Source organism: Bradyrhizobium sp. SMVTL-02, assembly GCF_051853005.1.
Lineage (GTDB): Bacteria > Pseudomonadota > Alphaproteobacteria > Rhizobiales > Xanthobacteraceae > Bradyrhizobium.
Genome location: NZ_CP182469.1, coordinates 5,239,746 through 5,266,601 on the forward strand (window position 1 = coordinate 5,239,746; position 26,856 = coordinate 5,266,601).

Sequence of the window (26,856 nt, forward strand, 5' to 3'; positions counted from 1 at the left end):
ATGGACAAGCCCTATACCGGCGGCTGCGCCTGCGGCGCGATCCGCTATTCGATCGTCGGTGAGCCGCTGTTCAGCAATCACTGCCAGTGCCGGGACTGCCAGCGGGAAAGCGGCAGCGGCCACGGCTCTTACGCGACCTTCGCGCGCGCGGGCGTCACGCTGAGCGGCGAGGCGAAGCACTGGGACATGGTCGGCGACAGCGGCAACGTGAAGACGCGCGGCTTCTGCCCGCAATGCGGCCTGCCGGTCTACCTGACCTTCGCCGCCATGCCCGACATCTTCACCATCCGCGCCGCAAGCCTGGACGAGCCCGCCCGTTACAAGCCGCAGGCCGTGACCTACGCCGCGCGCGGGCACGGCTGGGATCAGTTCGACCCGGACTTGCCGAAATTCGAGGGCATGCCGCCGGGATGAGCAGCGATAGCACCCCGTCTGCGGGCTTGCTTCGCCTCTCCCGCTTGCGGGAGAGGCCGGCGCGCTCGCAGAGAATCGATCTTCGCCGGCAGCTTGGCCGGGAAGGCGGCCGAGGCGATGACATATTCGGCGAAGCCGCCGTTCGATGCCGGGTGACAGCGCCGCGACGGATAGCTGGACGGCCGGGTCAGCTATGGAACTTCAAGCCATCGACGATCTTGTCGATCACCTTGCGTTCGGCGCGCAACGCGATGCCGGCGAGATTGAGATCGGTACGCGCGACCGCCCTCACCGCCTCGCGATTGGCGGCATCATGCGTGGTCTTGAACATGTCGTCGGTGTAGACGGCGGGCTTGACGTTACGCGTCAGTGCACGATCGAGTGCGCGCGACAAGGCAGGACCATCGGCACCGTAGATCAGGATCGGCTGGCCGATCAGTGAAAGATATTTCGTGCCCGAAGCATCCTCATAGGGATCACCGATACATTCGGGAAACGCAGCCGCGATGCCGCTGGTGAGAAAGGACGCAACGTTGAGCTTCTGCCAGGCCTGAAGATCGGTGCGGATCACGACGGCGATCTTGGTGTCGAACTGCATATCGTTCCTCAACTGTCATTCTCGAAGCTTGATGCTACGCATCGCCCCGGAACGACAGCAAGAGAAATCAGCCCTTGGCGTCGCAGGCCCAGGCGCGGATCACGCATTCCTTGCCGCCATATTTGTAGCATTCGCGCGTGGCGGCATTGAGCGAAGCAGAGATCTTCGGCTTCACCGCATAACCATAGGCACCGCAGGGATTGGCGAGATCAACCGACATCGCCGCGCAGGCACGCTTCATCGTCACGGTCGTGCAGTCGCCCTTGCACTGCTTCTGCGCCGCGGCGCGAGCTTCGTGCTCCGCGCCGTAGTCAAAAGCCTGGCCATAGGCACCGCACTTGCCGACAGCAAAGGCACCGGCGGCATGCGCATTCGTGATGTGGCGGGCACCGGCAACACAGACCGACAGCGCAAAGAAAAACATCGCGCAACGGCGCGCGACGACATTCGAAGCCATGGAAAACCCCTCACCCCCAAGGCAGGTGGCGGCAACTCTAAGCGGCGGTCGTTTCCAGATGGTGAATGGCTGGTTGAAAGCTTGGATGCACCTTTTAGTTGTGTTACCAAACCGCATTATTTAAGGTGGTTGCAGCTGGAAGCGCCAGGCAAACGGCCGGAGGAAACCGCCATGCATCGAATCAATGGAATGCTCTTTGGAATAATCGCATCGACGTGCCTGATCGGATCGGCGCATGCGCAGTCGGTGAACTGGACCTGGACCAATCAGTACGGCTCGACGCTGGCCATCACCAGCTTCAACCAGAGCACGGGCGCGATCGCTGGGACCTACACCAACAACGCGGCAAGCAGTTGCGATGAGGGCAAGCCGCAGGGCGTAACGGGCTGGCTGGCCTCCGGCAACAACGGCACCGCGATCAGCTTCTCGGTGAATTTCCTCGGCTGCGGCTCGACCACCGTCTGGACCGGACAGCTCAATAACTCATCTGGATTCCAGGGACTGTGGTATCTGTCGCTCGCCGAGGCCGTCGCATGGAACGGCATCAGCGCGGGCGCCGACACCTTCACGTTCTCGAGCGGCGACAAGGCCCTGCTGACGGGGAGTGGCGTCGAGCTGAAGGCCGCCAGCGAGAAGCTGTCGAACACGAAGAAGTAGCGAGCGGCGAAGGTGGTGAGCAGGGTGGATCAGCTCGCGGCTGCGCGAAGCGCAGTCCGCACGGCGTAATCGACCACCTTCGTTCGGCAAACGCGGAAATATGGTGGGTTATGCCCAGCGCGTGCGCTTCGCGCAGCCGCAAGGCTAACCCACCCCACGGCATCACGGCACAGTCATCCCCGTCTCGCCGCTTCCAATGCCTGCGGCGTGTCGATGTCGAGGAAGGCGCTCTCACCATCCACCGGCACTTCGGCGACGGCCTCGGTGTGCTTGGCGATCAGATGCCGCGCGCCGACGTCGCCGTCCAGCGTCATCAACTCCTTGAAGAAGCGGCGCGACCACAGCACGGGATTGCCGCGGCGGCCTTCGCTGACGGGCACGACGATGAGATTGCCACGGTCCGGCGCAAAGCTGTCGATCAGGCGATCGATCAGGCCGGCATCGATCAGCGGCATGTCGCCGAGGCAAACCAGGGCGCCATCGCAGGTCTCGGGCACGGCCGCGATGCCGGCCTTGACCGAGCTCGCGATGCCGCCGGCGAAATCCGGATTCCTGACGAACTTCAACTTGAGGCCTTGCAGCGCCTGCTCGACCAGCTCGGTCTGGTGGCCGGTGACGACGATCACCTCGGATGCTTTCGACGCGAGCGCCTGCTCGGCCGCGATCCGCACCAGCTTCTTGCCGTCGAGCTCGGCGAGCAGCTTGTTCGGTCCGCCCATGCGCGTGGAACGCCCGGCCGCGAGCACGATGGCCGCGACCTGGCTGTTGCCCTCGGTCTCCGGCTGGGCGCGCGGCTGTGGTCGCGTCACGATCTCCATCAAGAGGCCGCCGACGCCCATGCCCATCAGCTCGGAGCGCGTCACCTTGATGCCGGCGAGCAGCCGCATCAGGACCCAGTCGAACCCGTTCTCGACCGGCGAACGCGCACAGCCCGGCGCGCCCAGCACCGGCACATTGCCGGCGCGGGCGATCAGCAGGAGATTGCCGGGATCGACCGGCATGCCGAAATGCTCGATCTCGCCGCCGATGCCGGTGACGGCCGCGGGGATGACATCGCGGCGGTCGGCGATCGCGGAGGCCCCGAACACGATGACGAGCTCGGCTCCCAAGCCGAGCAATTCCTTGATCGCGGCCGACAGCGCGCGCTCGTCGTGCTGGACCCGCCGCTCGGCGATGATGCTGGCGCCGGCCGGCGCGAGGCGCTCGGCGGTGACGCGCAGCGTCTTGTCGATCACCTTGGACGACAGCCCTGGCAGCAGCGTCGAGACCACGCCGACGCGCTTGATCACGTAAGGCGCGATCTTCAGGACGTCCTTGCCCGCCGCCTTCACCGCGGCATCGCGCAAGCTTCCTTCGACGCCGAACGGAATGATCTTGACGGTGCCGACCATCTCGCCCTCGACCACCGGCTTGTAGGCGGTGAGCGTCGCAAAGGTGATGGCCTCGTCGATATTGTTGATGCGATCGACCGCGGCGCGATCGATCACCAGCACGCCCGGCTGCGCGGCGAACAGGTTGGCGCGGCCGGTGAAGGCGCGCTCGACATGGATGCCCTCCCCGCCGACGGCAAGCGCGATGCTGGCGGCCGCGACGTCCTCGGAGACGTCGCCCTCTTCCATCCGCACCACGACGATGTCCTTGATCCCGGCGCGCGTGAGCTGCTCGACCTCGGCAGGGCCGATCGTCGTGCCTTTCTTCAACACCAGCGGTCCCTGGCGCAGGGTGTGGACGGTCACCCCGCCGATTGCATCCCTGGGGCTCGCCGGGCCGAACTTCATGCCGCTTCTTCTTTTTCTTTGGGTGGGAGGCGGAGCACCGCGGTGATCTCGGCCATGATCGCCACCGCGATCTCGGACGGTGAGACCGCGCCGATTGCCAGCCCAATCGGCGCGTGGATGCGCGCGATGTCGTTCTCTTTGGCGCCCTGCGCCCGCAGCCGGTCAGCGCGCTTGGCGTGCGTCTTCCGCGAGCCGAGCGCGCCGATGTAGAAGCAGTTGCGCTCGAAGGCATGCAGCAGCGCTGGATCATCGATCTTGGGATCGTGTGTCACTGCGACGAACGCCGTATAGGCATCGACGTTGAGCGGCGGCAGCGCGGTATCAGGCCATTCGGCAACAAGCGGAATGTCGGGGAAGCGCTCGGGGCTCGCAAACGCCGTGCGGGGATCGACGACGGTGACGTCGTAGCCGAGCGAGCGCGCCAGCGGCGCCAGGGCCTGGCTGATATGGACCGCGCCGATGATGACGAGCTTTGCGGTCGGCGCGTAGACATTGAGGAAGAGTTTCTTGCCGCCGGCCTCGACATTGGCGCTCTTGCCCATGCGAAGCTGCTTTTCCAGCTCGGCGCGCAGCGGGTCCTTGGGAAAGTCCGCGGCCTTCACCAGGCGCTGCTCGCCACTCTCGGTGTCGGTAACAAGGATCACTGGCCGACGCGCGGCACGCTCGGCATTGAGTTCGTGCAGGATCGCGAGCTTCACGGCTAGCCGACCTTCTCGACGAAGACGCGGATGGTGCCGCCGCAGGACAGCCCGACATTCCAGGCGGTCTCGTCGGCGACGCCGAATTCCAGCATCTTGGGCTTGCCGCTCTCGATCACGTCCATGGCCTCGGTGACCACGGCGCCCTCGACGCAGCCTCCGGAAACGGAGCCCAGGAAGGTCCCCTCGTCGTTGATGACGAGGCTCGAGCCGGCCGGGCGCGGCGCCGAGCCCCAGGTCTCGACCACGGTGGCGAGCGCGACGCCACGGCCGGCCTTCTGCCAGTCCTCCGCCGCCTTCAGGATGTCCTCGTCGCGATCGAGCATGGCTGGCCTCTCAAGCTGCGGAGCGGATCAGACTGCGGTGATGCGGCGGCAGCGGCTCGGAGAGCGTGGTGATCAGCTCCTGGATCGAACTCAAATTATGTACCGGGCGGAATTCGTCAACGTGCGGGAGCATCATTTTGATGCCCTGGGCCTTGGCCTCGAAGCCGCCGAACCGCAGCAGCGGGTTGAGCCAGATCAGCCGCCGGCAGGACCGGTGCAACCGGTCCATCTCGAAAGCGAGCCTGGAATCGGCCTCCCGCTCCAGCCCGTCGGAGATCAGGAGCACGATGGCGCCCTGGCTCAGCACACGCCGCGCCCACAATTTGTTGAAGTTGTGCAGCGAGGCCGAGATCCGCGTGCCGCCGGCCCAGTCCTCGACCGACGCCGAGCAGCTCGCCAGCGCCTCGTCCGGATCGCGCTGGCGCAGCGCGCGGGTGACGTTGGTGAGGCGGGTGCCGAACAGGAACACCGAGACGCGCTTGCGCGCGTCCGTGATCGCATGCAGGAAATGCAGGAACAGGCGGGTGTATTCGCTCATCGAGCCCGAAATGTCGAGCAACGCCACGATCGGTGCCGGCTTCTCGATCCGGCCGAGACGGTGGATGTCGATGATGTCGCCGCCGGTGCGTAAGGATGCGCGCAGCGTCCGGCGCAGGTCGAGGCGCAGGCCGCGAGCATCAGGCCGATGCCGGCGCGTCAGCAGCTCGGCCTGCGGCAGGTGCATCCGCTCGACGGCATGGAGCGCCTCGGTGATCTCCGCCGCGCTCATCTGCGCGAAATCCTTCTTCTGAAGGATCTCCTTGTCGGAGACCGACAGGCGCAAATCCTGCTCCTGGTGCTGCGGCGTCTCGGTCATGCGCGGCTGCGACATCGCCTCCTGGACGCGGCGGGAGCCGGCCTGCGGCTTCTTCTTGGCCTGCTCCGGCAGCGGCACCGAATCCAGCATGTGCTTCCATTCTTCGGAAGGCCGGAAGAACAGGTTGAAGGCCTGCTTGAAGATCAGCGCATGCTCATGACGTTTGACGAAGATCGCCTCCAGCGTCGTGAAGACATCGGAGCGGTGGCCGATGTCGATCACCTGCAGCGCGCTCATGGCGTCGATGACCGCGCCCGGTCCAACCGGCATGCCCGCCGCACGCAGCGCGCGGGCGAAGCCGACGATGTTGTCGGCGAACTGCTCGGTCTGCTCGGGGGCAAGGTGGTTGATGGCCATGGGTCTCGTATCCATCCCCTCGTCATTCCGGGGCGCGCCACTTGGCGCGAGCCCGGAATCCATGCTCCCGATCGTGGTTATCGATTCCGGGCTCGACGCTTGCGCGTCGCCCCGGAATGACGGGAGTAGTGATGACGCGCGCGCTTCAATTCTCGCTCGTCGCTTCCTTCAGCACCTTCTGCAAGGCATCGCCCTGCATGCGGGTGATGTCGTCCTGGTACTTGAGCAGCGCGCCCAGCGTGTCGCCGACCACTTGCGGCGTCAGCGAGCGGGCATCTAGCTCGGACAGCGCGGTGGCCCAGTCGATGGTCTCGGCGACACCAGGCGACTTGTAGAAGTCCTGGTTGCGCAGCGCCTGCACGAAACGGACGACCTGCTGCGAGAGCTTTGCCGAGATGTCGGGCACGCGCGTCTTGACGATGGCCAGCTCGCGCTCGGCGGCGGGATAATCGACCCAGTGATAGAGGCAGCGCCGCTTCAGCGCGTCGTGGATCTCGCGGGTTCGGTTGGAGGTGATGATGACGATCGGCGGATGCGGCGCCTTCACGGTGCCGAATTCGGGGATGGTCACCTGGAAGTCACTGAGGATTTCGAGCAGGTAGGCCTCGAACGCCTCGTCGGCGCGGTCGAGCTCGTCGATCAGCAGAACCGGCGGCCCGGCGACGTCGGGCTCCAGCGCCTGGAGCAGCGGCCGCTTGATCATGTAGCGGTCGGCGAAGATGTCGGAGGAGAGCTGATCGCGATCGGTGTCGCCGGCGGCTTCCGCCATCCGGATCGCGATCATCTGCGCCGCGCTGTTCCACTCGTAGACCGCCGAGGAGACGTCGAGGCCCTCGTAGCACTGCAGACGGATCAGCTTCCGCCCCAGCGCTGCCGACAGCACCTTCGCGATCTCGGTCTTGCCGACGCCGGCCTCGCCCTCCAGGAACAGCGGCCGGCCCATCCGCAGCGACAGATATGTCACCGTCGCCAGCGACCGCTCGGCCAGATAGCCGCGCGAGGTCAAGAGTTCGAGCATCGCATCGACCGATGTCGGCATGGCACCGGAAGTATTGGCCGCTGAAGTCATGAAAGGCCAGTCTCGTTTACGCCCCTCACGGGGCAAGTCTTTGTGCCGAGGGGTGAGATCACCTCACCCCTTGGCGTTGGCGGCATCAAGGGCGCGCCGTGTCAGGACGCCGATGAGATGCGCGCGATATTCCGCGCTGCCGTGGATGTCGCTGTTGAGCCCTTCCGCCGGCACCTCGATGCCTTCGATCGCCTTCGACGCGAAGCGCTTCTTCAGCGCCTCCTCGAATGCGGTGACACGGAACACGCCTTCGGACCCGGCGCCGGTGACGGCAACACGCACGTCCGATGGACGCCGCGCGACGAACACACCGACCAGCGCGTAGCGCGAGGCCTGGTTGCGGAATTTGACATAGGCGGCCTTCTTCGGCAGCGGGAACATCACCCTGGTGATGATCTCGTCGGCTTCCAGCGCGGTCGAGAACAGGCCCTGGAAATACTCCTCGGCCTTGAGGCGACGCTTGTTGGTGACGATGGTGGCGCCGAGCGCGAGCACGGCAGCCGGATAGTCCGCGGTCGGATCGTTGTTGGCGAGCGAGCCGCCGATCGTGCCCCGGTGGCGCACGGCGGGATCGCCGATCCCGCCGGCAAGGCTCGCCAGCGCCGGGATCGCCTCACCGACGATCGCGGAGGTCGCGACCTCCGCGTGCTTGGCGGTGGCGCCGATCACGAGCGAGCGGCCCTTCATCTCGATCGTGTTGAGCCCCTCGATGTGGGAGAGGTCGACCAGATGCGGCGGGCTTGCGAGGCGCTGCTTCATGACGGGAATCAGCGTGTGGCCGCCAGCGATCACCTTGGCGTCCTCGTTCTTCACCAGGAGGTTGGCCGCCTGACGCACGGTGCCAGGGCGATGATATTTGAATTCGTACATCTGAATGTCCTGATCGCGGGAGGCGCGTTACGCGAGATCGGATTTCGCCATCGCCCTGGCGCCGGCGGAAATCGAGGCGACGATGTTCTGGTAGCCGGTGCAGCGGCAGAGATTGCCTTCCAGCTCCTCGCGGATGGTGTGGTCGTCGAGTTCATGGCCCTTGCGGTGCACGATGTCGATCGCGGTCATGATCATGCCCGGCGTGCAGAAGCCGCACTGCAGGCCATGGTGCTCGCGGAAGGCTTCCTGCATCGGATGCAGCGGCGCGCCGTCGGCGGCCAGTCCCTCGATCGTCTTGACCTCGTGACCGTCGGCCATCACGGCGAGCGTGGTGCAGGACTTCACGGCCTTGCCGTCGAGATGCACGACGCAGGCGCCGCACTGCGAGGTGTCGCAGCCGACATGGGTGCCCGTCAGCCGCAGATTCTCGCGCAGGAACTGCACCAGAAGCGTGCGGGGATCGACGTTGGCCGTCACAGGATTGCCGTTCACGATGAGGGAGATTTTTGCCATAAGCACTCTCTATCAGCGCCCCGACGGGTCCCGTCGAAGCGGTTCTTATAATTATTCCAACCCATCATATGGGCCATTGTCCCCCGGGGCAACATCACCACGGACGCAAGCCGCCATGCCGAAAGGCGATAGGTTTCAGCCCTGTACAGCTTTGGCGAAGTTCGCGAAAAACTCGTCGGCCAGCTTCTTCGCCGTGCCGTTGATCAGGCGCTGTCCGAGCTGCGCCAACTTGCCGCCGATCTGCGCCTCGACGTCGTAGGAGAGCAGCGTGCCGCCGTCCTTCTCCGCGAGCTTGACCGCCGCCCCGCCCTTGGCGAAGCCGGCGACCCCGCCCTCGCCTTCACCCGAGATCTTGTAGCCGTTCGGCGGGTCGAGATCCGACAGCATCACCTTGCCCTTGAAGCGCGCCGATACCGGCCCGACCTTCATTTTTGCCGTTGCACGGAAGCCGCCGTCGTCGGTCCTCTCCAGCTCCTCGCAGCCGGGGATGCAGGCCTTCAGCACCTCGGGATCGTTGAGCTTGGCCCACACGGCCTCGCGCGGCGCTGCGAGCTGGACTTCGCCGTTCATCGTCATGGCCATGGGGTGCCTCCCGAGATCGCATCAGAATAATGTTGCTCAAGTAACGCACGGACGGCGCAAAGGAAAGGCCACCCCCGGTCACGTTCAATGCATATTCGCAACTGCAAAAAGCTTGCGCGAGCGGATTTGGATTGGCAGAGGCGGCCCATGATGGTTAGGTCCCGCGCAACATGAGCACATCCCTCTCCCCCCTGCTCGCGCCGATGCTGTCGAGCCCAGCCATGCGCGCCGTCTGCGACGACCAGTCGACCCTGCAGAACATGCTCGATTTCGAGGCAGCGCTGGCACGGGCGGAGGCCGCCACGGGCGTGATTCCCGCAGCCGCCGTCGGGCCAATTGAAGTCGCCTGCAAGGCGACTTCCTTCGACATCGCGGCCCTGGCCGACGCCGCGACGCGATCCGGCAATCTCGCGATTCCCCTGGTCAAGGCGCTGACCGCCAATGTCGGCAAGGCCGATGCGGAGGCCGCGCGCTACGTGCATTGGGGCGCGACCAGCCAGGACGTCATCGACACAGCGACCATGCTCACCGTTCGCGCCGGCATCGATGCACTCGATGCCGACCTCAGCCGCGCGATCAAGGGGTTTGCGGCGCTCGCCCGCGCCCATCGCAACACTGCCATGGTGGCGCGGACCTGGCTCCAGCACGCGCTGCCGATGCCGTTCGGGCTGAAGGCCGCGGAATACGCATCAAGCCTCGCCCGCGCCCGCTGCCGTCTGCGGCGGCTCCGCCGCGAGGGCCTGGCACTGCAGTTCGGCGGCGCCGCCGGCACGCTCGCAGCCCTCGGCGACAAGGGGCTCGTCGTTGCGGAAAGATTGGCGCAGGAGCTGGACCTGCCGCTGCCGGAAGCGCCCTGGCACACCCATCGCGACCGTATCGCAGAGGCTGCCTCAAGCTTTGCGATTCTTGCCGGCAGTTGCGGCAAGATCGCGCGCGACGTCTCGCTGCTGATGCAGACCGATGTCGGCGAAGCTTTCGAGCCCGCCGGCGAAGGCCGCGGCGGCTCCTCGACCATGCCGCACAAGCGCAACCCGGTGGCCGCGGCGAGCGCGCTGGGCGCAGCCACCATGGCGCCGCAACTCGCCGCGACGATTCTTGCTGCCCAGGTGCAGGACCACGAGCGCAGCGCCGGGCCCTGGCACGCGGAATGGCCGACGCTGCCACAATTGATGCTGGTCGCCTCCGGGGCGCTGGCCGCCATCGTCGACATCGCCGAAGGCCTCGACGTCGATGCCGCGCGGATGCGCAGCAATCTCGACGCGACGCACGGATTGATCATGGCCGAGGCCGTCACCTTTGCGCTGGCGGACAAGATCGGCAAGAGCGATGCCCATCATCTCATCGAGGCCGCGAGCAAGCGCGCGGTCGCCGAGAAGAAGCATCTGCGCGAGGTGCTGTCAGCCGATTCGCAGGTCACCGTGCATCTGACGCCGGAAAAAATTGCGGCATTGTTCGAGCCGATGGCCTATCAAGGGGCGTCGCAGGCCTTGATCGACCGGCTGCTCGGCAGCCTTGACAGCGAATAGATACGGAGACGCCGCATGCCCATGATCGATGCCGACGGTTGCCTTCTCAATGTCTCCGTCGAAGGCCGCGACGGCGGGCCGACCTTGATGCTGTCCAACTCGCTCGGCTGCACACTGCAGATGTGGGAGCCTCAGATGAAGGCGCTGACGCAGGTGTTCCGCGTCATCCGCTACGACCGCCGCGGCCATGGCAAGTCGAACGTCCCGCCCGGCCCCTACACGATGGAGCGCTTCGGCCGCGACGTGCTCGCGATCCTCGACGACCTCAACATCGAGAAGGTGCATTGGTGCGGGCTGTCGATGGGCGGCATGGTCGGGCAGTGGCTCGGCGCCAACGCGCCGGAGCGCTTCGGCAAGCTCATCCTCGCCAACACTTCCTGCTATTACGCCGAGCCGACCAGATGGCTGGAGCGCATCGACGCGGTGAAGAAGGGCGGCATCGCAGCGGTCGCCGATACGGTGCTCGCGGGCTGGCTCACGCAGGATTTCCGCGAGCGCGAGCCCGAGATCACCGCACGGATGAAATCGATGTTGCTCGCTTCGCCCGTCGAAGGCTATCTCGCCTGCTGCGAGGCGCTGTCGACGCTCGACCAGCGCGCGCTGTTGCCGAAGATCAAGAGCCCGACGCTGGTGATCGCCGGCCGCCACGACATGGCGACGCCGGTCTCGGCGGGCGAACTGATCCGCTCCAACATCCCGGGCGCCAGCATGACCATCATCGACGCCGCCCATATTTCGAACGTCGAACAGCCGCACGCATTCACGGATGCGGTGGTGGGATTCCTGACGCAGCCTTAGCCACAGCCGTCATTGCGAGCGCAGCGAAACAATCCAGACTGCCTCCGCGGAAAGATCCTGGATTGCTGCGCTCGCAAGGCGAAGGAGGATAGAATGGACGACCAGAAGCGCCGCGATGCCGGCATGAACGTGCGCCGCAAGGTGCTGGGCAATGCCTGGGTCGACAAGTCGATCGCCAACCGCAATGCGTTCAACACCGATTTCCAGGACCTGATCACGCGCTACGCCTGGGGCGAGATCTGGACCCGGCCACATTTCGACGAGCGCACGCGGCGGGTGCTCGTGATCGGCACCATGGTCGCGCTCGGGCAATGGGACGAATTCCGCCTGCATGTGCGTGCAGCGCTCGCCGAGGGCGGCTTCACGCCCGATGACATCAAGGAAGTCCTGCTCCAGCAGGCGATCTATTGCGGCGTGCCGGCGGCGAACCACGCCGTCAAGGAAGCCTCAGCGATTGTGCAGGAGCTCGGCCTGCTCAAGTCCTAGCGGCTGAAGACTTGGCGGCGCGGCGGCCGCGACGGCCTTTGGTGCCGCCTCCGGCCGTTCGATCACCAGCACGATCGCGGCCCCCAGCAGCAGCAGCAGCTCGGTGGCATGCAGGCGGAGGGCGGCCATCTCGCCGACCTTCGAGGCCATGACCATGCTGGCAAACGAGATCAGGCTGCCGATCAAGAGCGCGATGGCGAGCGCCTCGTCACTGCCGCCGTTCTTGCGGGTCCGGGGAATGCACACCAGCGCGAGATGGATCGCGAAGAACGCCACGACGGTCAGCCGTCCCAGCGCCAGCAGCCAGGCGGCACGCACCGTGTCCATCCCCGCCATCTGGAGATGATCGCTCAGGAACAGCGCCACCGCGACGCTCGGACGCTCGTAGAGGCCGTGCACCGGTTCAACAAAGATGTTGAACGCGACCAGCGCCCAGGCCGGGATGAAATAGGCCCCCAGCAGCGCGCCATTGACTGAGCCGATCCGCCAATTCCTGAACATGCCGCTACCCGCTTCGCCTGCCATCCGCCTTCGAGGGGAAGGCTTTGCCGGGAGCTAACTCGCATGAGAGGCTGGCGGCAATTTAAACCCTTTGTTTACCTTAACTGGGCTGATCCACGCCGTCCTTGCGGCAGGATCGCCAGCACCAGACCCGGAATCTTGAGTTCAAGGTTCGGCTCTTCAAGCCGTCTCGGAATGACGCCAGGCAAAGAAAAGGGCCCCGCCTTTCGGCGGGGCCCTCCCACTCCGGGGCTCCCGAACTACTCGTCCTCGCTGCGCTGGCCACCCGGCTGCTGGCCGGGGCGATCGCCCTGGCGCATCGGGTCCTGCTGCTGCTGTCCGGGTTTCTGGCCGCCGCCCTGTTGCGGGTTGCGCTGGCCGGGGTTCTGCTTCTGCTGACCCGGATTCTGGTTCTGCTGCTTCGTCATCGGGGGAAACTCCCTTGTTGGACGTCAGAGAACGATGATAACGGCCGATCCCGGCTTTGGTTGCCCTGGAACCCGGGTTCCTCGCAGCTGCGGAACCCGGAAACGAAAATGACCTCTGTACAAGACCTTCTGCCAAGGGGTGAGCTGTTGCGGCAGCCAGTTCCCTCCTGTTACAAAACCGGCAGAACGCTCGAGGGCTGCCGGGGCCCGAGAAGAAACTCAATCACTCTCTCTCGAAGAGCTCCGCGTCAGGTTTGGTAACGGCAGCCTATGGATTATTTCGCCCAGCAGCTCATCAACGGCCTCGTGCTCGGCTCTATCTACGGCCTGATCGCGATCGGCTACACGATGGTCTACGGCATCGTCGGCATGATCAATTTCGCCCACGGCGACGTCTTCATGATTGGCGGTTTCATCGCCCTGATCACCTTCCTGATCCTGATTTCGCTCGGCCTCACCGCGATCCCCGTGATCCTGCTGGTCGTGCTGCTGGTGTCGATGGCGATCACCGCGCTCTACGGCTGGACCATCGAACGCATCGCCTACCGGCCGCTGCGCCATTCCTTCCGCCTCGCCCCGATGCTGTCGGCGATCGGCATGTCGTTCGTGCTGACCAACTACTCGCAGGTCGCGCAGGGCGCCCGGGTCAAGCCGATCCCGCCCTTCATCACCGGGGGCTACACCTTGCACGAGAGCACGGACGGCTTCGTGATCCAGCTCTCGAACATCCAGATCATGGTGGTCATCATCACCATCGTGCTGCTGGCGATCTTCACCTGGCTGGTGTCGCGCACCCGGCTCGGACGCGACATGCGCGCCTGCGAGCAGGATCAGACCATGGCGGCACTGCTCGGGGTCAATGTCGACCGCACCATCTCCATGACGTTCGTGATCGGCGCGGCGCTCGCCGCGGTCGCCGGCCTGATGTACCTGCTCTATTACGGTCTGGTCGACTTCTTCATGGGCTTCGTCGCCGGCATCAAGGCATTCACCGCCGCCGTGCTCGGCGGCATCGGCTCGCTGCCGGGGGCCATGCTCGGGGGTCTTGCGATCGGCCTGATCGAGACGTTCTGGTCGGCCTATTTCTCGGTCGAATACAAGGACGTCGCGGCGTTCTCGATCCTGATCGTCGTGCTGATCTTCATGCCGACCGGCCTGCTCGGCCGTCCCGAAGTCGAAAAAGTCTGACGGTCGCGCGTGACAGCTCCCTCGATCAACACGGCCAAACCTGCAACGGGCATCCCAGCCCTCTTCAAGACCGCCTTCATCAACGCTGCGATCGCGCTGGTGCTGTTCTCGCTGATGGTCGGCATCCGTACCGAGGCGGGCCCCGACGGCCAGCTCACCTACTGGACGCGTTTTGGCGAGCTCGCCTCCCTGGTCGCCATCGTGTTCAGCGGCTCGATCGTGATCGAGCTGCTGCGGCAGTGGATCGGCCCGACCGGAACCGAGAAGCTGGTGCCGCCGGCGGTGCAGAGCGGCCTGTCGTTCGTCGGCCGCTATCTTGCGCCCGCGCTCCTAATCTTCACCCTGCTGGTGCCGGTGATCTTCTATAACCAGCGCTACATCCTCGACCTCGCGATCCTGGTGCTCACCTACGTCATGCTGGGCTGGGGATTGAACGTGGTGGTCGGCCTCGCCGGCCTGCTCGATCTCGGCTATGTCGCCTTCTATGCGGTCGGCGCCTATTCCTACGGGCTGCTCGCCACCAATTTCGGCTGGTCGTTCTGGATCTGCCTGCCGCTCGCCGGCATCCTGGCCGCGTTCTGGGGCGTGCTGCTCGGCTTTCCCGTGCTACGGCTGCGCGGCGACTACCTCGCCATCGTGACGCTGGCCTTCGGCGAGATCATCCGTCTCGTCATCATCAACTGGCAGAGCCTGACCGGAGGCCCGAACGGGGTCTCAGGCATTCCGCGTCCCACCCTCTTCGGCATCCCGCTCGACAACAGCGATGACGGGTTAGCAGCAAAACTCGGCATCGAGTACTCCTCGACCCACCGCATCATCTTCCTGTTCTACCTGATCCTTGCGCTGGCACTGCTCACAAACTGGGTGACGATCCGCCTGCGCCGCCTGCCGATCGGCCGCGCCTGGGAGGCGCTGCGCGAGGACGAGGTCGCCTGCCGCGCACTCGGCATCAACACCACGACGACGAAGCTCACCGCATTCGCGACCGGCGCCATGTTCGGCGGCTTCGCCGGCGCGTTCTTCGCCACCCGCCAGGGCTTCATCAGCCCGGAATCCTTTACCTTCCAGGAATCGGCGCTGGTGCTCGCCATCGTCGTGCTCGGGGGCATGGGATCCCAGCTCGGCGTCGCGCTCGCCGCGCTCGCCATGATTGGCGGCTTCGAGCTGTTCCGCGGCCTCGAGACCTATCGCATGCTGGTGTTCGGCTTGGCCATGGTGCTGATCATGATCTGGCGGCCGCGCGGCCTGATCGGCCATCGTGCCCCGACCGTATATCTGACCAAGGCCCAGGCGATCTCTTCCGACCTCGTCAAGGAAGGGCACGGATGAGCAGCGACGAGACTGGCGATAAGATTCTTGGCGTCGACCGGCTGACCATGCGGTTCGGCGGCATCGTCGCCGTGCAGGACCTCTCCTTTGCCGCCGAGCGGAAGAAGATCACCGCGCTGATCGGGCCGAACGGCGCCGGCAAGACCACCGTCTTCAACTGCATCACCGGCTTCTACAAGCCGACCGGCGGCACCATCCGCCTCACCCATGACGACGGCCGGGTCATCGCGCTGGAGCGGCTGAACGATTTCCGCATCGCCAAGCAGGCCAAGGTCGCGCGCACCTTCCAGAACATCCGCCTGTTTCCCGGCATGACCGCGCTGGAAAACCTGATGGTGGCGCAGCACAACGCCTTGATGCGCGCCTCCGGCTTCACCTTGCTCGGCCTCGTCGGCGCGCCCGTGTATCGGGATGCCGAGAAGCACGCGATTGATCTGGCCACCGACTGGCTGAGGCGCGTCAACCTGCTCGACCGCGCCGACGACGCTGCCGGAAACCTCGCCTATGGCGACCAGCGCCGGCTCGAGATCGCGCGCGCGATGTGCACCGAGCCCGCGCTATTGTGCCTCGACGAGCCGGCCGCCGGCCTCAATGCGCGCGAGAGCGCCGCCCTGAGCGAGCTCTTGCTCTCGATCCGTGACGAGCTCGGCACCTCGATCCTCCTGATCGAGCACGACATGTCGGTGGTGATGGAGATCTCCGACCACATCGTGGTGATGGACCACGGGGTCAAGATCGCGCAAGGCACGCCGCGCGAGGTCCGCGACGATCCCAAGGTGATCGCCGCCTATCTCGGCACCGACGAGGAAGAGGCGGTGGCCGTGATGGAGGGCGGGACGTGACGGCGGCACCCACTCCCCTGCTCGCGATCCGGTCCTTGCGCGCCGCCTACGGCAAGATCGAGGCGCTGAAGGGCGTCGACGTCGAGATCAATGCCGGCGAGATCGTGGCGCTGATCGGCGCCAACGGCGCCGGCAAGTCGACGCTGATGATGACGATCTTCGGCAAGCCGCGCGCCCGCGCCGGCCAGATCCTGTACGAAGGCCGTGACATCACCGACGTGCCGACCCATGAGATCGCGCATTTGCGCATCGCGCAATCGCCGGAGGGCCGCCGCATCTTCCCGCGCATGAGCGTGGCGGAAAACCTCCAGATGGGGGCCGATGCCACCGAATGCACCGATGCGGAGCGCGAGGCGACGCTCCAGCGCGTCTTCACGCTATTTCCGCGGCTGAACGAACGCTACGCCCAGCGCGGCGGAACCCTGTCCGGCGGCGAGCAGCAGATGCTGGCGATCGGCCGTGCCTTGATGAGCCGCCCCCGCCTGCTCCTGCTCGACGAGCCCTCGCTCGGGCTCGCGCCGCTGATCGCCCGCCAGATTTTCGACGCGATCCGCACCCTGAACCGGCAGGACGGCCTGACCGTCCTGATCGTCGAGCAGAACGCCAACCATGCGCTCAAGCTCGCCCACCGCGGCTACGTCATGGTCAATGGCCTGATCACGCTGGCCGGGACCGGCGCCGAGTTGCTGCAGCGCCCCGAGATTCGCGCAGCCTATCTGGAAGGCGGCCGGCACGGCTGAGCGCGGCCATCTGCAGCGCAATGCGGCGAGATATCTCCGCCAATGCCCGTATTTTGCCGGTGACTTCTCCTCGAATTCATTCAAGAATGGTGCCGGTTTGGACCGGGCATGCCCGGCGACTTCCACAGGCGACCACCCGCGAGGTATCTCATGAAATCACTGAAGCTCATCGGTCTGGCATTCGGCGCGTCGATCGCGCTGTCGAGCGCGGCATTCGCGCAGGATGTCACCATCGCAGTCGCAGGCCCGATGACCGGCGGCGAGTCCGCCTTCGGCCGCCAGATGAAGAACGGCGCCGAGATGGCGGTGGCCGATATCAACGCCGCCGGCGGCGTCAACGGCAAGAAGCTTGCGCTCTCCGTCGAGGACGATGCCTGCGATCCGAAGCAGGCGCGCTCGATCGCCGAGAAGATCGCCGGCGCCAAGATCCCCTTCGTCGCCGGGCACTATTGCTCGTCGTCGTCGATCCCCGCCTCCGAGGCCTATGCCGACGGCAACGTCCTTCAGATCACCCCGGCCTCGACCAACCCGCTCTTCACCGAGCGCAAGCTCTGGAACGTGGCGCGCGTCTGCGGCCGTGACGATCAGCAGGGCCTGATCGCTGCGCAGTACATCGCCAAGAACTACAAGGGCAAGAACATCGCGATCCTCAACGACAAGACCACCTACGGCAAGGGTCTTGCCGACGAGACCAAGAAGGCGCTCAACAAGGCGGGCATCACTGAGAAGATGTACGAGTCCTATAACAAGGGCGACAAGGACTTCAACGCGATCGTCTCGCGCCTGAAGCGCGACAACATCGACCTCGTTTATGTCGGCGGCTACCATCAGGAGAGCGGCCTGATCCTGCGCCAGATGCGTGACCAGGGCCTCAAGACGGTGCTGATGGCCGGCGACGCGCTCGCCGACAAGGAGTACGCCTCCATCACCGGCCCCGCCGGCGAAGGCACCCTGTTCACGTTCGGCCCCGATCCGCGCAACAAGCCGACGGCCAAGAAGATCGTCGATGCCTTCAAGGCGAAGAACATCGATCCCGAAGGCTATACGCTCTACACCTACGCGGCGATGCAGGTGTGGTCGCAGGCGGCCAAGAAGGCCGGCACCACTGATGCCAAGAAGGTCATGGAGGCTATGAAGGGCGGCAAGTGGGACACTGTGATCGGCCCGATCGAGTACGACGCCAAGGGCGACATCAAGCAGATCGACTACGTCGTCTACAAGTGGGACGCCAAGGGCGGCTACGCCGAGATCAAGGGCAACGGCACCTGACGCGCTTTCGGGCCTCAGGCTGCCATCCAACCGTCACAACGCCCCGGCTTGCGCCGGGGCGTTTCTTCTTGCGCCGAGGTCAGACGGCTGCGGGCAGCTCGCCGCCCGTCTCGGCCTGGGCCTTCCGCAGTGCTTGCAGGAGGTCGTTCGGCCGAAACGGCTTTTGCAGGCAGACCACATTGGCGAGGTGAGGCGCCTGGTGCAGGAAATCGAGCGTCGTCATCCCCGACACCGCAATGACGGGAAGTCCCGGCGCACGCTCGCGCAGGCTCGCGATGACGTCGACGCCGCTGGTGTTGCCAAGGAAGATATCGACGATTGCAGCGTCACACGGGCTTTCCGCGAAAGCTTTCAGCCCGTCCGCGCCGCTGTCGGCCTCCACGACCTCGAAACGATGGACCCGGAGCACGATCGCGACCATCGCGCGGACGTCCTTCTGGTCGTCTATGATGAGAACGCGGGGCATAGGGAACTACTCCCGGATATCGAGATCAGATCAAAGGATTCAAACGTGGAACCCGCCACGGCCGAAGGGCATTATGACACCGTCCAGTAAAGCCCATCTTACCGACCCTATTCCTCGTCCCCCCTAAAATTAAGTAAGCTGTAACCTTCGGTTGAGTCGCGGCCGTAACGGTGCACGATACGAGCCTATAACCCGCTACCATGGAGCTGGCCCAAGGCAATCCAAATGACGTCGATGACGATGGCGAAGACCGGTCTGCGAGAGATGGACGTGCCCGCAACGATCGACCGCAGCACATTCCTTTCGACGCTGCCGGCCAACTCAACCGACCGCACCGCCGCATTGGCGATCGTCGGCGTGTCCGCAATCCTGTTCGCGCTGGCCGTGCCTTTCGCAGGTATCCGGCTCCTGCCCGTTCCCGCCTTTGTCGCGAGTTATCAATCCGCCCTCGCCGTCAGCGACATCGTCACCGCGGTGCTGCTGCTGTCGCAGTTTTCGGTCTTGCGGACCCGCGCGCTGCTGTGGCTCGCGACCGGCTATCTGTTCACCGCCGCCGCCGCGGTGGTCCATGCCCTCACCTTCCCCGGCCTGTTCACGCCGACCGGGCTTCTCGGCGCGGGCCCGCAGACCACGGTCTGGCTCTACATGATCTGGCACGCCGGCTTCCCGATCTGCGTGCTGGGCTACGCCTGGTTGAAGGAGGCCGATGGCAGCGCCAGGATTCGCGGCACGACGGCCGGCGCGATCTGCAGCATCGTGTTCGGCGTCATCGCCGCCATGGTCGTCTTCGCCTGGATCGTTACCGCCCAGCACGAGCTGCTCCCGGTCCTGCTGCGCGACGGCCGCTACACGCCGACCATGATCGGCGTCGTGGCCTTCGTGTGGTCGCTGAGCTTTGCCGCCCTCGTCTCGCTGTGGTTTCGCAAGCCGCATTCCGTGATCGACATCTGGCTCATGGTCGTGATGTGCGCCTGGCTGTTCGACATCGCGCTCTCGGCGATCGTGAACGTCGCACGCTTCGATCTCGGCTTCTATGCCGGCCGCCTCTATGGCCTCTGCTCGGCGACCTTCGTGCTCGCGGTGCTGCTTGTCGAGAACGTCCGCCTCCAGGCCCAGACCGCGGGCATGGTCGGCGCCTTGAAACGCAAGTCGGACGCCGAGCGCGACTACCACGCCGAGCGCGAGCGGCTGTTCACCGCCGTGGTCGAATCCTCCAACGACGCCATCATCACCAACTCGCTCGACGGCACGATCACGACCTGGAACCACGCGGCCGAGCGCGTCTTCGGCTACTCCGCCAGCGAGGCGGTCGGCCGCTCCATCGACATCATCATGCCGGACGACCAGCTTGAGGACATCGCAGAAAATTTGGCGCGCACCCGCAATGGCGAGGTCATCGACCAGCAGGAAGCGGTGCGGCTGCACAAGAACGGTCAACCGATCGACGTGGTGCTGAGCCAGGTCCCGCTGCGCTCGACCGACGGCAAGATCATCGGCGCCTCCAAGGTGGCCCGCGACGTGACGGAGCGGAAGCGGGCCGAGATGGCTCTCAATCGCGAGATCGAGGAGCGCCAGCGCATCTTCGAGACCTCGCAGGACCTGATCCTGGTCACCGACGGTTTTGGCAATTTCATCCAGGTCAGCCCCAGCGTGAAGACCATCCTGGGCTTCAGCCCGGAGGACATGGTCGGGCACAGCGCGATCGAGTTCATCCACCCTGATGACCTCGAGAAGACCCGGGGCGAGATGCGCGCGGCGCGGCGCGGCGCGGTCAAGCGCAGCTTCGAGGCGCGCTACTACCACCGCGACGGTCACGAGGTCACGCTGAACTGGATGGGCACCTGGTCCGAGCCCGTGAAACGCCATTTCTTCATCGGCCGTGACCTCACCGAGAAGCAGGCTGCCGAGGCCCAGCTCAGGCAGGTCCAGAAGATGGACGCCATCGGCCAGCTCACCGGCGGCGTCGCCCACGACTTCAACAACGTGCTGACGGTGATCACCGGCACGATCGGCATCCTGGCAGACGCCGTGGCCGACCGGCCGGAGCTTGCCGCCATCACCAAGCTGATCGACGATGCCGCCGAGCGCGGCGCGCAACTGACCAAGCATCTGCTCGCCTTCGCCCGCAAGCAGCCGCTCCAGCCGCGCGAGATCGACGTCAATGCGCTGGCGCTCGAGGCTGCCAAGCTCTTGCATCCGACGCTGGGCGAGCAGATCACCATCATGCCGCAGCTCACCGAGGATGCCTGGCCGACCCTGGTCGATCCCGGCCAGCTCTCCACCGCGATCCTCAATCTGGCGCTGAACGCGCGCGATGCCATGCCCGACGGCGGCACCCTGGTGCTGGAGACCCGCAACGTCTTCCTCGACGACGGCTATGCCAGCATGAACCCCGACGTCACCGCCGGCAATTACGTGATGATCGCGGTCAGCGACACCGGCAGCGGCATTCCGGCCGACCTGATCGACCGGGTGTTCGACCCGTTCTTCACGACCAAGGAGGTCGGCAAGGGCACCGGACTCGGGCTCAGCATGGTGTTCGGCTTCGTCAAGCAGTCCGGCGGACACATCAAGATCTACAGCGAGGAAGGTCACGGCACGAGCGTGAAGATCTACCTGCCGCGCTCGAACGGCGTGCAGGAGACCGAGTTCGAGGCGCTGCAGAGCGTCCCCCTCGCCGGCGGCGACGAGAAGATCCTGATCGTCGAGGACGACGCCCTGGTGCGGCAATATGTGGTGACCCAGGTCAAGAGCCTCGGCTATGCCGCGCTGGAAGCCGCCAACGCGGCAGAAGCCCTCACCATCATCGATGCCGACGAGGAGATCGACCTGCTGTTCACCGACATCATCATGCCGGGGGCCATGAACGGCCGCCAGCTTGCCGACGAGGCGGCCCGCCGCCGCCCCGACCTGAAGACGCTGTTCACCTCCGGCTACACCGAGAATGCCATCGTCCATCACGGCAGGCTCGATTCCGGCGTGCTGTTGCTGGCAAAGCCCTACCGCAAGTCCGAGCTCGCCAAGATGCTGAGGACCGCGCTCGCCAGTTGAGCCGGCGGCATCCCTGCGCTATCGCAAGGACGAACTCCTTCAGCGCACGAGGCCTGTCTTGAAGAATCTGCTCACCGACATCGCCGGCGTCCGCGTCGGCCATGCCGTGGACGCCAAAGTCGCCTCCGGCACGACCGCGATCATTTTCGACCAGCCCGCGGTCGCGGCGATCGACGTCCGCGGCGGCGGCCCCGGCACGCGCGAGGACGCACTGCTCGATCTCGCCAACACGGTCGAGCGCGTCGACGCGATCGCGCTGTCGGGCGGCTCCGCCTTCGGCCTCGATACCGGCGGTGGCGTGCAGGCCTGGCTCGCCGAGCAGGGACGCGGCCACCGCGTCCGCGAGGCGCTGATCCCGATCGTTCCGGGCGCGATCCTGTTCGACCTCCTCAATGGCGGTGACAAGGCCTGGGGACGCTTCTCGCCTTATCGAGACCTCGGCTACGCCGCGGCGGCCGCGGCCGGCGCGGACTTCGCGCTCGGCAGCGTCGGTGCGGGCTTCGGTGCCACCACTGCGACGTTCAAGGGCGGGCTCGGCTCGGCCTCCGCGATCACGCCCGACGGCGTGAAGGTCGCGGCGATCGTCGCCGTCAACGCGGTCGGCACCGTCACCGTCGGCGACGGGCCGTGGTTCTGGGCAGCGCCGTTCGAGCTGGGAGGCGAATTCGGCGGACGCGGCCTGCCCGAGAAGTTCACCGACGACATGCTGCGCATGCGCATCAAGGGCGGTCCCGCGGCGACCGCGCGCGAAAACACCACCATCGGCGCCATCGTCACCGACGCGGTGCTGACCAAGCCCCAGGCCAAGCGGCTGGCGATGATCGCGCACACCGGCTTTGCCCGCGCGATCTATCCGGTGCATGCACCGACCGACGGCGACGTGCTGTTTGCGGCGGCGACCGGCGAGAAGCCGATCGAGCCGCTGGCCGGCCTCACCGAGCTCGGCACGGTCGCCGCCAATGTGGTCGCGCGCGCGATCGCCCGCGGCGTGTACAGCGCGACGGCGTTGCCGTTCCCCGGCGCTCAGCCGGCGTGGAAGGATCGGTTCGGCAGATAGCCGCGGCAACGGTGCGCTCCCTCGCCCCGCTTGCGGGGAGAGGGTTGGGGTGAAGGGGAATCTCCGCGGGGGCGGTGAGAGTTAGACTCGCGGAGAGCTCCCCACCCGAATTCGAGCTCTCGCCGCAAGCGGGGCGCGGTGAAAAGTCACACGCTCATCGACATCGAAGAGGACGCGGTCGCGGTGGCGGCCTGCGCCTGGCGCTGCATCATCTGGCCGAACCAGTCATAGGGCGAGTTGCCGCCACCGTTCGCCTTCGAGCTGCTGGAGGCACCCGGCACCGTGGTCGACATCTTGAAACCGTCGGCATAGGTGACGGTGGTGGTGGTCGAGCCGTCGGCGTTGGTCGTCGTGGTCGAGGTCGATCCGCCGCTCGACGACGACGAGGAATTCGAGCCGCTGCCCGACGCATCGCCCGCATCTTGCGCGTGATGTCCGCGATGGCCGGCCCTCAGCGCCTTCGTCATCTCGCCGAGATCGATGCTGCCATCCCCATTCGCATCCATCCTCGAGAACACGTGGTCGGCCTGCGCGAGGTTGGTGCCGCCGGCTCCGAGCGCGTTCTCGAACTCGGGTTTGGTGATCTTGCCGTCGCCGTCCGCGTCGATCTTCGAGAACAGGTTCTTGAGCGCCGCCTGCCGGCTCGTCGAACTCGACGAAGTCGAACCGGTCGCGCCGCCGATGCCGTCCGAGGACTGGCTTTGCGCGGCGAACAACGCGTTCATGGTCTCCGGCGAGATCTGCGGATATTTGCCGGCATTGACCGACGAGGTCGCCCCACTGGTCGCGCTGCTGCGGCTGTCGATCGCGAACGGATTGGTCGGCGCGCTCTGGGCGGATCCCGTCTTCTGCGCCGACGACGATATCGAGTTCGTCAGCGACTGGATCGCGTCGAGGGCACTCGAGACGGCGCCAAGGGCGAACAGCATTGCACAACTCCGACCGATGCGGCATGCCGCAGCCAACGTTCTGCAGATGAAGTCAGCAAGCGTCGTGCCAGCGCGAAAAGCTCAATGAAATCCGCATCAGCCACGCTTGGCGGGTCGCGGGAACATCGGCAATTCATGCCGGTCGCGGCAGAAATTTCCGCCCACAGGAAGCGCGCCCCTCCTCATTGCCCGCCACGGAGACCCATGTTAGGCGAGGCCCATTCGTCGTCCGGCCGCCACGGGAAACAGCGCCATGACCCAAGCCTTCGCCCCCCGCCCCCTGGCCATCGCGCCCTCGATCCTGGCCTCGGATTTCTCGAGACTCGGCGAGGAGGTGCGCGCAGTGGACGCCGCCGGCGCGGACTGGATCCATCTCGACGTGATGGACGGGCATTTCGTTCCCAACATCTCCTACGGCCCCGAGGTCATCAAGGCGATGCGCCCGCACACGAAGAAGATCTTCGACGCGCATCTGATGATCTCGCCCTGCGATCCCTATCTCGAAGCCTTCGCAAAGGCCGGCTGCGACCACATCACGGTGCATGCGGAGGCCGGTCCCCACCTGCACCGCTCGCTCCAGGCCATCCGCGCGCTCGGCAAGAAGGCCGGCGTCTCGCTCAACCCGGGCACGCCCATCAGCGCGCTCGAATACGTTCTAGACCTCGTCGACCTCGTGCTGGTGATGTCGGTCAATCCGGGCTTCGGCGGCCAGGCCTTCATTCCCTCCGCGATCAACAAGATCCGCGACATCCGGGCAATGGTCGCGGGCCGTCCGATCGACATCGAGGTCGATGGCGGCGTCGGCCCCGACGTCGCAGGCCCGCTGGCGGCCGCCGGCGCCAACGCCTTCGTCGCCGGCACCTCCGTGTTCAGGGGCGGCACGCAGGACGCCTATAAGGCCAACATCGCCGCGATCCGCAACGCGGCGCTCGGGGCGCGTGGCGAGGCGATCTGAAGACCGAAGAAGCGCCCGCATCCTTCGGACCTTACGGGTGCTGCGGCGGGCAATGCCTAAAATTGCAACTTCGACCCGTACTCATCCGGGCTTCACTGCCTCGTGCAAATCACTGCAAGTGATTCCTGCCGGTTTTTGCAGGAGCACATCATGACGACGACCCTGGTTTGGACTGGCGTGGCGTTGTGGATCGGTTTCGGTGCATTTGTCGTGTTCGGCCCGTCGGCCGGACCGGTCGAGGCCCCGGCGCGTTCGGCCCGCAACATCCGTCACGACCGCCATCGGGCTTGACGCCCATGCAGATCGCCCTCGTGAAGCGCCTGCCGAAACGCAGGTGCCGGATTCCGCGGCGCCCCCATCCGAGCCTCGACTATTTCTTCGGTCGGCTCGAACGCACTGACGGCGCGCCGGTCGACGATGCCAGGCCCGACAATTCGGACCTGGACCACCCGTCCCAGCGCCACCACTGACGATCTCCTTTTCGGAACGACGCCATGAAACCGCATTGCCCCAACTGCCTGAAGGAAATGACCAAGGCATCCGCGTCGCGTAACCTGTTCAATTGCGAGCCCTGCCGCGAGATCATCCAGTATTTTGGCGGCAGCGCGGATCACGGCGAGCCGGGGCAGCAATTCTCCTGGCCCATCCGCCGCAAGCGCGTCGTCCACACCGCTCACGCAGCCTGATTTGGTCTAACTGACCTCATCCGCATCCGCCGCCATCCGCGGCGGCCGTACCACGGTGACGGTGCAGGCCGCTTCCGCGGCCACCTTGGCCGAGACGCTGCCGAGCAGCGTGCGGCGAAACGAGCTCTGCCGCGCGCCGATGATGACGTGGTCGACCTGGTTGACCTCGGCGAATTCCAAGAGCGCCGCCGCGGGATCGACGGCCTCCAGCACGTGAACCGAGAGCCGACTCTCGTCGAGCTTCAAGGGCGTCGCCCAATGCCGGAGCGCGACCAGGCGGTCGATATGCTTGTTCGAGCCTTGCTCGTCCAGAGTCCGGTCGATCGCGATGCGGTTCAGCTTGAGCACGTTGACGCAGGCAAGCCGCGCCGAGGGCAGCGTGGCGAGAATGCGCTCGGTGGTGACGCGCAGGGCCTCGTTCAGCTCCGGCGCGCCTTCCGCCGTGTCGAGTGCAACCGCGAGAATCGGGCTCGATGCGATCTGCGCTGCGACATCCGATTTCGCGCGCGGGGCCATGACGCCCTGGTTGAAGCGGCGCCGCCAGGCGATGCTGAGTGGATCGCGCTTCAGCCGCTCCGAGCGTGTCGTCAGCTTGACCTGGCCCGGATGGGCCAGATCGAAGGCGAGCTGGGACGCGGTCGGATAGCGCCACACCGGCTCGATCTCCAGACAGCGCAGCACCACCTCCTGGAGCCAGGGCGGATAGTCGGCGCGAAGCGCGCGCGGCGGATGCGGATCGCGCCAGAGCCTCCGCCGCATCGCGCGCAGCGTCTCGCCCTCGCCGAACGGACGCTCGCCGGTGGTGAAGAAATAGAGCAGCACGCCGAGTGAGAACAGATCGCTGCGCGGATCGTCGCGCACGCCGAGCAGCCGTTCCGGCGCCATGTACGGCGCGGTGCCGTAAGGCAGGCGGAACTCCTCCTGCAGGAGATCGGGCAGATGGTCATGGTGCGACAGGCCATAGTCGATCAACACCGCCTCGCCGCTCTCGCGAAACATGATGCTGCTGGGCTTGATGTCGTGATGGATCACGTTCTGCCTGTGCAGGTCGGCGAGCGCGGTCGCGACCCTGGCGACGAGCTGCCGCGCCTCGTCATACGGCAGCGGCAGGTCGGGCAGCCGCTTGTAGAGCGTGGTCCCGGGGATGCGCTCGATCACGACATAGGCCTGGTGCGCGAAATCGCCGGTGCCGAAACAGGCGGGCACGTGCGGACCCGCAAGCCGCGGCAGGATCATCATCTCCATCTCGAAGGAGACGATCGCGGCGGGGTCCTCGCCCTCCGACACCCTGGGGATCTTCATCAGCAAGGGCACGTCGATGCCGGGATGGGTGACGGTCCAGAGCGTCGCCATGCCCCCGGCATGGACGCATTCGCCGATCGTGTAGCCGTCGATCACAGCGCCCGACTTGACCAGGGGTTTGGGCATCG

Annotated in this window: 31 protein-coding genes; 16 read left to right on the plus strand and 15 right to left on the minus strand. The window is 65.8% G+C overall.

From position 1 onward, the window contains the following. The gene (locus tag ACNJYB_RS24975) at positions 1–414 is read left to right on the plus strand and encodes a GFA family protein (protein WP_439369073.1); all 414 of its coding nucleotides are present in this window, start codon (positions 1–3) and stop codon (positions 412–414) included. Between the two features lie 187 nt (positions 415–601). Here ACNJYB_RS24975 and ACNJYB_RS24980 read toward each other — a convergent pair whose 3' ends face one another. Then, the gene (locus ACNJYB_RS24980) at positions 602–1,012 is read right to left on the minus strand and encodes a DUF2000 family protein (protein ID WP_439369075.1); all 411 of its coding nucleotides are present in this window, start codon (positions 1,010–1,012) and stop codon (positions 602–604) included. A gap of 67 nt (positions 1,013–1,079) precedes the next feature. Next, complete coding sequence (locus ACNJYB_RS24985) at positions 1,080–1,469, minus strand: DUF4189 domain-containing protein (RefSeq protein ID WP_439369076.1); 390 nt, start codon at positions 1,467–1,469, stop codon at positions 1,080–1,082. A gap of 171 nt (positions 1,470–1,640) precedes the next feature. Between ACNJYB_RS24985 and ACNJYB_RS24990 the strand changes: the two genes are divergently transcribed. Next, a complete protein-coding gene (locus ACNJYB_RS24990) occupies positions 1,641–2,126 on the plus strand; it encodes an avidin/streptavidin family protein (RefSeq protein WP_439369077.1) in 486 nt (161 codons plus the stop codon). 173 nt (positions 2,127–2,299) lie between these two features. On the opposite strand, the gene ACNJYB_RS24995 is transcribed toward ACNJYB_RS24990, so the two are convergent. The 8 genes from ACNJYB_RS24995 to ACNJYB_RS25030 form a co-directional block, all read right to left on the minus strand. Continuing rightward, on the minus strand, positions 2,300–3,904 hold the full coding sequence (locus ACNJYB_RS24995; RefSeq protein ID WP_439369078.1) for an NTP transferase domain-containing protein: 1,605 nt from the start codon (positions 3,902–3,904) through the stop codon (positions 2,300–2,302). Then, the gene (locus tag ACNJYB_RS25000) at positions 3,901–4,602 is read right to left on the minus strand and encodes an XdhC family protein (RefSeq protein WP_439369079.1); all 702 of its coding nucleotides are present in this window, start codon (positions 4,600–4,602) and stop codon (positions 3,901–3,903) included. Before ACNJYB_RS25000 ends, ACNJYB_RS24995 begins: the two co-directional genes overlap by 4 nt. 2 nt (positions 4,603–4,604) lie before the next feature. Then, positions 4,605–4,928 carry an XdhC family protein gene (locus tag ACNJYB_RS25005; RefSeq protein WP_008564652.1) on the minus strand — a complete coding sequence of 108 codons (324 nt, stop codon included), beginning with the start codon at positions 4,926–4,928 and terminating at the stop codon, positions 4,605–4,607. A 10-nt stretch (positions 4,929–4,938) separates the two neighbouring features. Next, complete coding sequence (locus ACNJYB_RS25010) at positions 4,939–6,141, minus strand: vWA domain-containing protein (RefSeq protein ID WP_439369080.1); 1,203 nt, start codon at positions 6,139–6,141, stop codon at positions 4,939–4,941. Positions 6,142–6,286: 145 nt separating this feature from the next. Further along, the gene (locus tag ACNJYB_RS25015; protein ID WP_439369082.1) at positions 6,287–7,210 is read right to left on the minus strand and encodes an AAA family ATPase; all 924 of its coding nucleotides are present in this window, start codon (positions 7,208–7,210) and stop codon (positions 6,287–6,289) included. 63 nt (positions 7,211–7,273) lie between these two features. After that, positions 7,274–8,080 carry an FAD binding domain-containing protein gene (locus ACNJYB_RS25020; RefSeq protein WP_439369084.1) on the minus strand — a complete coding sequence of 269 codons (807 nt, stop codon included), beginning with the start codon at positions 8,078–8,080 and terminating at the stop codon, positions 7,274–7,276. Between the two features lie 27 nt (positions 8,081–8,107). Then, entirely contained in the window at positions 8,108–8,593 is a 486-nt protein-coding gene (locus ACNJYB_RS25025) for a (2Fe-2S)-binding protein (protein WP_439369085.1), read from the minus strand. 135 nt (positions 8,594–8,728) lie between these two features. Further along, positions 8,729–9,175: an SRPBCC family protein gene (locus ACNJYB_RS25030; RefSeq protein ID WP_439369086.1), complete on the minus strand. Its 447-nt coding sequence runs from the start codon at positions 9,173–9,175 to the stop codon at positions 8,729–8,731. A gap of 170 nt (positions 9,176–9,345) precedes the next feature. On the opposite strand from ACNJYB_RS25030, the gene ACNJYB_RS25035 reads away from it, so the two are divergent. From ACNJYB_RS25035 to pcaC, 3 genes are all read left to right on the plus strand, one after another. Continuing rightward, positions 9,346–10,701 carry a 3-carboxy-cis,cis-muconate cycloisomerase gene (locus tag ACNJYB_RS25035; protein ID WP_439369087.1) on the plus strand — a complete coding sequence of 452 codons (1,356 nt, stop codon included), beginning with the start codon at positions 9,346–9,348 and terminating at the stop codon, positions 10,699–10,701. A gap of 15 nt (positions 10,702–10,716) precedes the next feature. Further along, on the plus strand, positions 10,717–11,499 hold the full coding sequence (pcaD, locus tag ACNJYB_RS25040; RefSeq protein WP_439369088.1) for a 3-oxoadipate enol-lactonase: 783 nt from the start codon (positions 10,717–10,719) through the stop codon (positions 11,497–11,499). A 93-nt stretch (positions 11,500–11,592) separates the two neighbouring features. Beyond that, positions 11,593–11,985, plus strand: a complete 393-nt coding sequence (pcaC, locus tag ACNJYB_RS25045) for a 4-carboxymuconolactone decarboxylase (RefSeq protein ID WP_439369089.1) — start codon at positions 11,593–11,595, stop codon at positions 11,983–11,985. Here pcaC and ACNJYB_RS25050 read toward each other — a convergent pair. Continuing rightward, positions 11,947–12,486 carry a hypothetical protein gene (locus ACNJYB_RS25050; RefSeq protein WP_439375642.1) on the minus strand — a complete coding sequence of 180 codons (540 nt, stop codon included), beginning with the start codon at positions 12,484–12,486 and terminating at the stop codon, positions 11,947–11,949. The two genes, pcaC and ACNJYB_RS25050, sit on opposite strands and share 39 nt — an antisense overlap. Before the next feature lie 260 nt (positions 12,487–12,746). After that, positions 12,747–12,914, minus strand: coding sequence for a hypothetical protein (locus ACNJYB_RS25055; RefSeq protein WP_439369091.1), 168 nt, complete (start codon positions 12,912–12,914; stop codon positions 12,747–12,749). Positions 12,915–13,184: 270 nt separating this feature from the next. Between ACNJYB_RS25055 and ACNJYB_RS25060 the strand changes: the two genes are divergently transcribed. From ACNJYB_RS25060 to ACNJYB_RS25080, 5 genes are all read left to right on the plus strand, one after another. After that, positions 13,185–14,102, plus strand: a complete 918-nt coding sequence (locus ACNJYB_RS25060; RefSeq protein WP_439369093.1) for an ABC transporter permease subunit — start codon at positions 13,185–13,187, stop codon at positions 14,100–14,102. A gap of 9 nt (positions 14,103–14,111) precedes the next feature. After that, on the plus strand, positions 14,112–15,431 hold the full coding sequence (gene livM / locus ACNJYB_RS25065; protein WP_439369095.1) for a high-affinity branched-chain amino acid ABC transporter permease LivM: 1,320 nt from the start codon (positions 14,112–14,114) through the stop codon (positions 15,429–15,431). After that, a complete protein-coding gene (locus ACNJYB_RS25070; RefSeq protein ID WP_439369096.1) occupies positions 15,428–16,273 on the plus strand; it encodes an ABC transporter ATP-binding protein in 846 nt (281 codons plus the stop codon). Before livM ends, ACNJYB_RS25070 begins: the two co-directional genes overlap by 4 nt. Continuing rightward, positions 16,270–17,013 (plus strand): ABC transporter ATP-binding protein, encoded by a 744-nt coding sequence (locus ACNJYB_RS25075; protein WP_439369097.1) that lies wholly within the window; start codon positions 16,270–16,272, stop codon positions 17,011–17,013. Before ACNJYB_RS25070 ends, ACNJYB_RS25075 begins: the two co-directional genes overlap by 4 nt. A gap of 150 nt (positions 17,014–17,163) precedes the next feature. Next, on the plus strand, positions 17,164–18,282 hold the full coding sequence (locus ACNJYB_RS25080; RefSeq protein ID WP_439369099.1) for a branched-chain amino acid ABC transporter substrate-binding protein: 1,119 nt from the start codon (positions 17,164–17,166) through the stop codon (positions 18,280–18,282). Between the two features lie 79 nt (positions 18,283–18,361). On the opposite strand, the gene ACNJYB_RS25085 is transcribed toward ACNJYB_RS25080, so the two are convergent. Continuing rightward, positions 18,362–18,748, minus strand: a complete 387-nt coding sequence (locus ACNJYB_RS25085) for a response regulator (protein ID WP_439369101.1) — start codon at positions 18,746–18,748, stop codon at positions 18,362–18,364. A gap of 225 nt (positions 18,749–18,973) precedes the next feature. Between ACNJYB_RS25085 and ACNJYB_RS25090 the strand changes: the two genes are divergently transcribed. Then, positions 18,974–21,799 carry a PAS domain S-box protein gene (locus ACNJYB_RS25090; RefSeq protein ID WP_439369102.1) on the plus strand — a complete coding sequence of 942 codons (2,826 nt, stop codon included), beginning with the start codon at positions 18,974–18,976 and terminating at the stop codon, positions 21,797–21,799. 58 nt (positions 21,800–21,857) lie between these two features. Continuing rightward, entirely contained in the window at positions 21,858–22,856 is a 999-nt protein-coding gene (locus tag ACNJYB_RS25095) for a P1 family peptidase (protein ID WP_439369103.1), read from the plus strand. A 146-nt stretch (positions 22,857–23,002) separates the two neighbouring features. On the opposite strand, the gene ACNJYB_RS25100 is transcribed toward ACNJYB_RS25095, so the two are convergent. Then, the gene (locus tag ACNJYB_RS25100; RefSeq protein WP_439369105.1) at positions 23,003–23,785 is read right to left on the minus strand and encodes an EF-hand domain-containing protein; all 783 of its coding nucleotides are present in this window, start codon (positions 23,783–23,785) and stop codon (positions 23,003–23,005) included. A gap of 253 nt (positions 23,786–24,038) precedes the next feature. Between ACNJYB_RS25100 and rpe the strand changes: the two genes are divergently transcribed. The 4 genes from rpe to ACNJYB_RS25120 all read left to right on the plus strand — a co-directional run bounded on the left by rpe (position 24,039) and on the right by ACNJYB_RS25120 (position 25,426). After that, on the plus strand, positions 24,039–24,740 hold the full coding sequence (gene rpe, locus ACNJYB_RS25105; protein WP_439369106.1) for a ribulose-phosphate 3-epimerase: 702 nt from the start codon (positions 24,039–24,041) through the stop codon (positions 24,738–24,740). Between the two features lie 150 nt (positions 24,741–24,890). Continuing rightward, a complete protein-coding gene (locus ACNJYB_RS25110) occupies positions 24,891–25,031 on the plus strand; it encodes a hypothetical protein (RefSeq protein ID WP_439369107.1) in 141 nt (46 codons plus the stop codon). A 5-nt stretch (positions 25,032–25,036) separates the two neighbouring features. After that, a complete protein-coding gene (locus ACNJYB_RS25115; protein WP_439369109.1) occupies positions 25,037–25,210 on the plus strand; it encodes a hypothetical protein in 174 nt (57 codons plus the stop codon). Between the two features lie 24 nt (positions 25,211–25,234). Then, positions 25,235–25,426 carry a hypothetical protein gene (locus ACNJYB_RS25120; RefSeq protein ID WP_439369111.1) on the plus strand — a complete coding sequence of 64 codons (192 nt, stop codon included), beginning with the start codon at positions 25,235–25,237 and terminating at the stop codon, positions 25,424–25,426. Positions 25,427–25,432: 6 nt separating this feature from the next. On the opposite strand, the gene ACNJYB_RS25125 is transcribed toward ACNJYB_RS25120, so the two are convergent. Then, positions 25,433–26,854, minus strand: a complete 1,422-nt coding sequence (locus ACNJYB_RS25125) for a serine/threonine protein kinase (RefSeq protein WP_439369112.1) — start codon at positions 26,852–26,854, stop codon at positions 25,433–25,435. Positions 26,855–26,856: the final 2 nt, after the last annotated feature.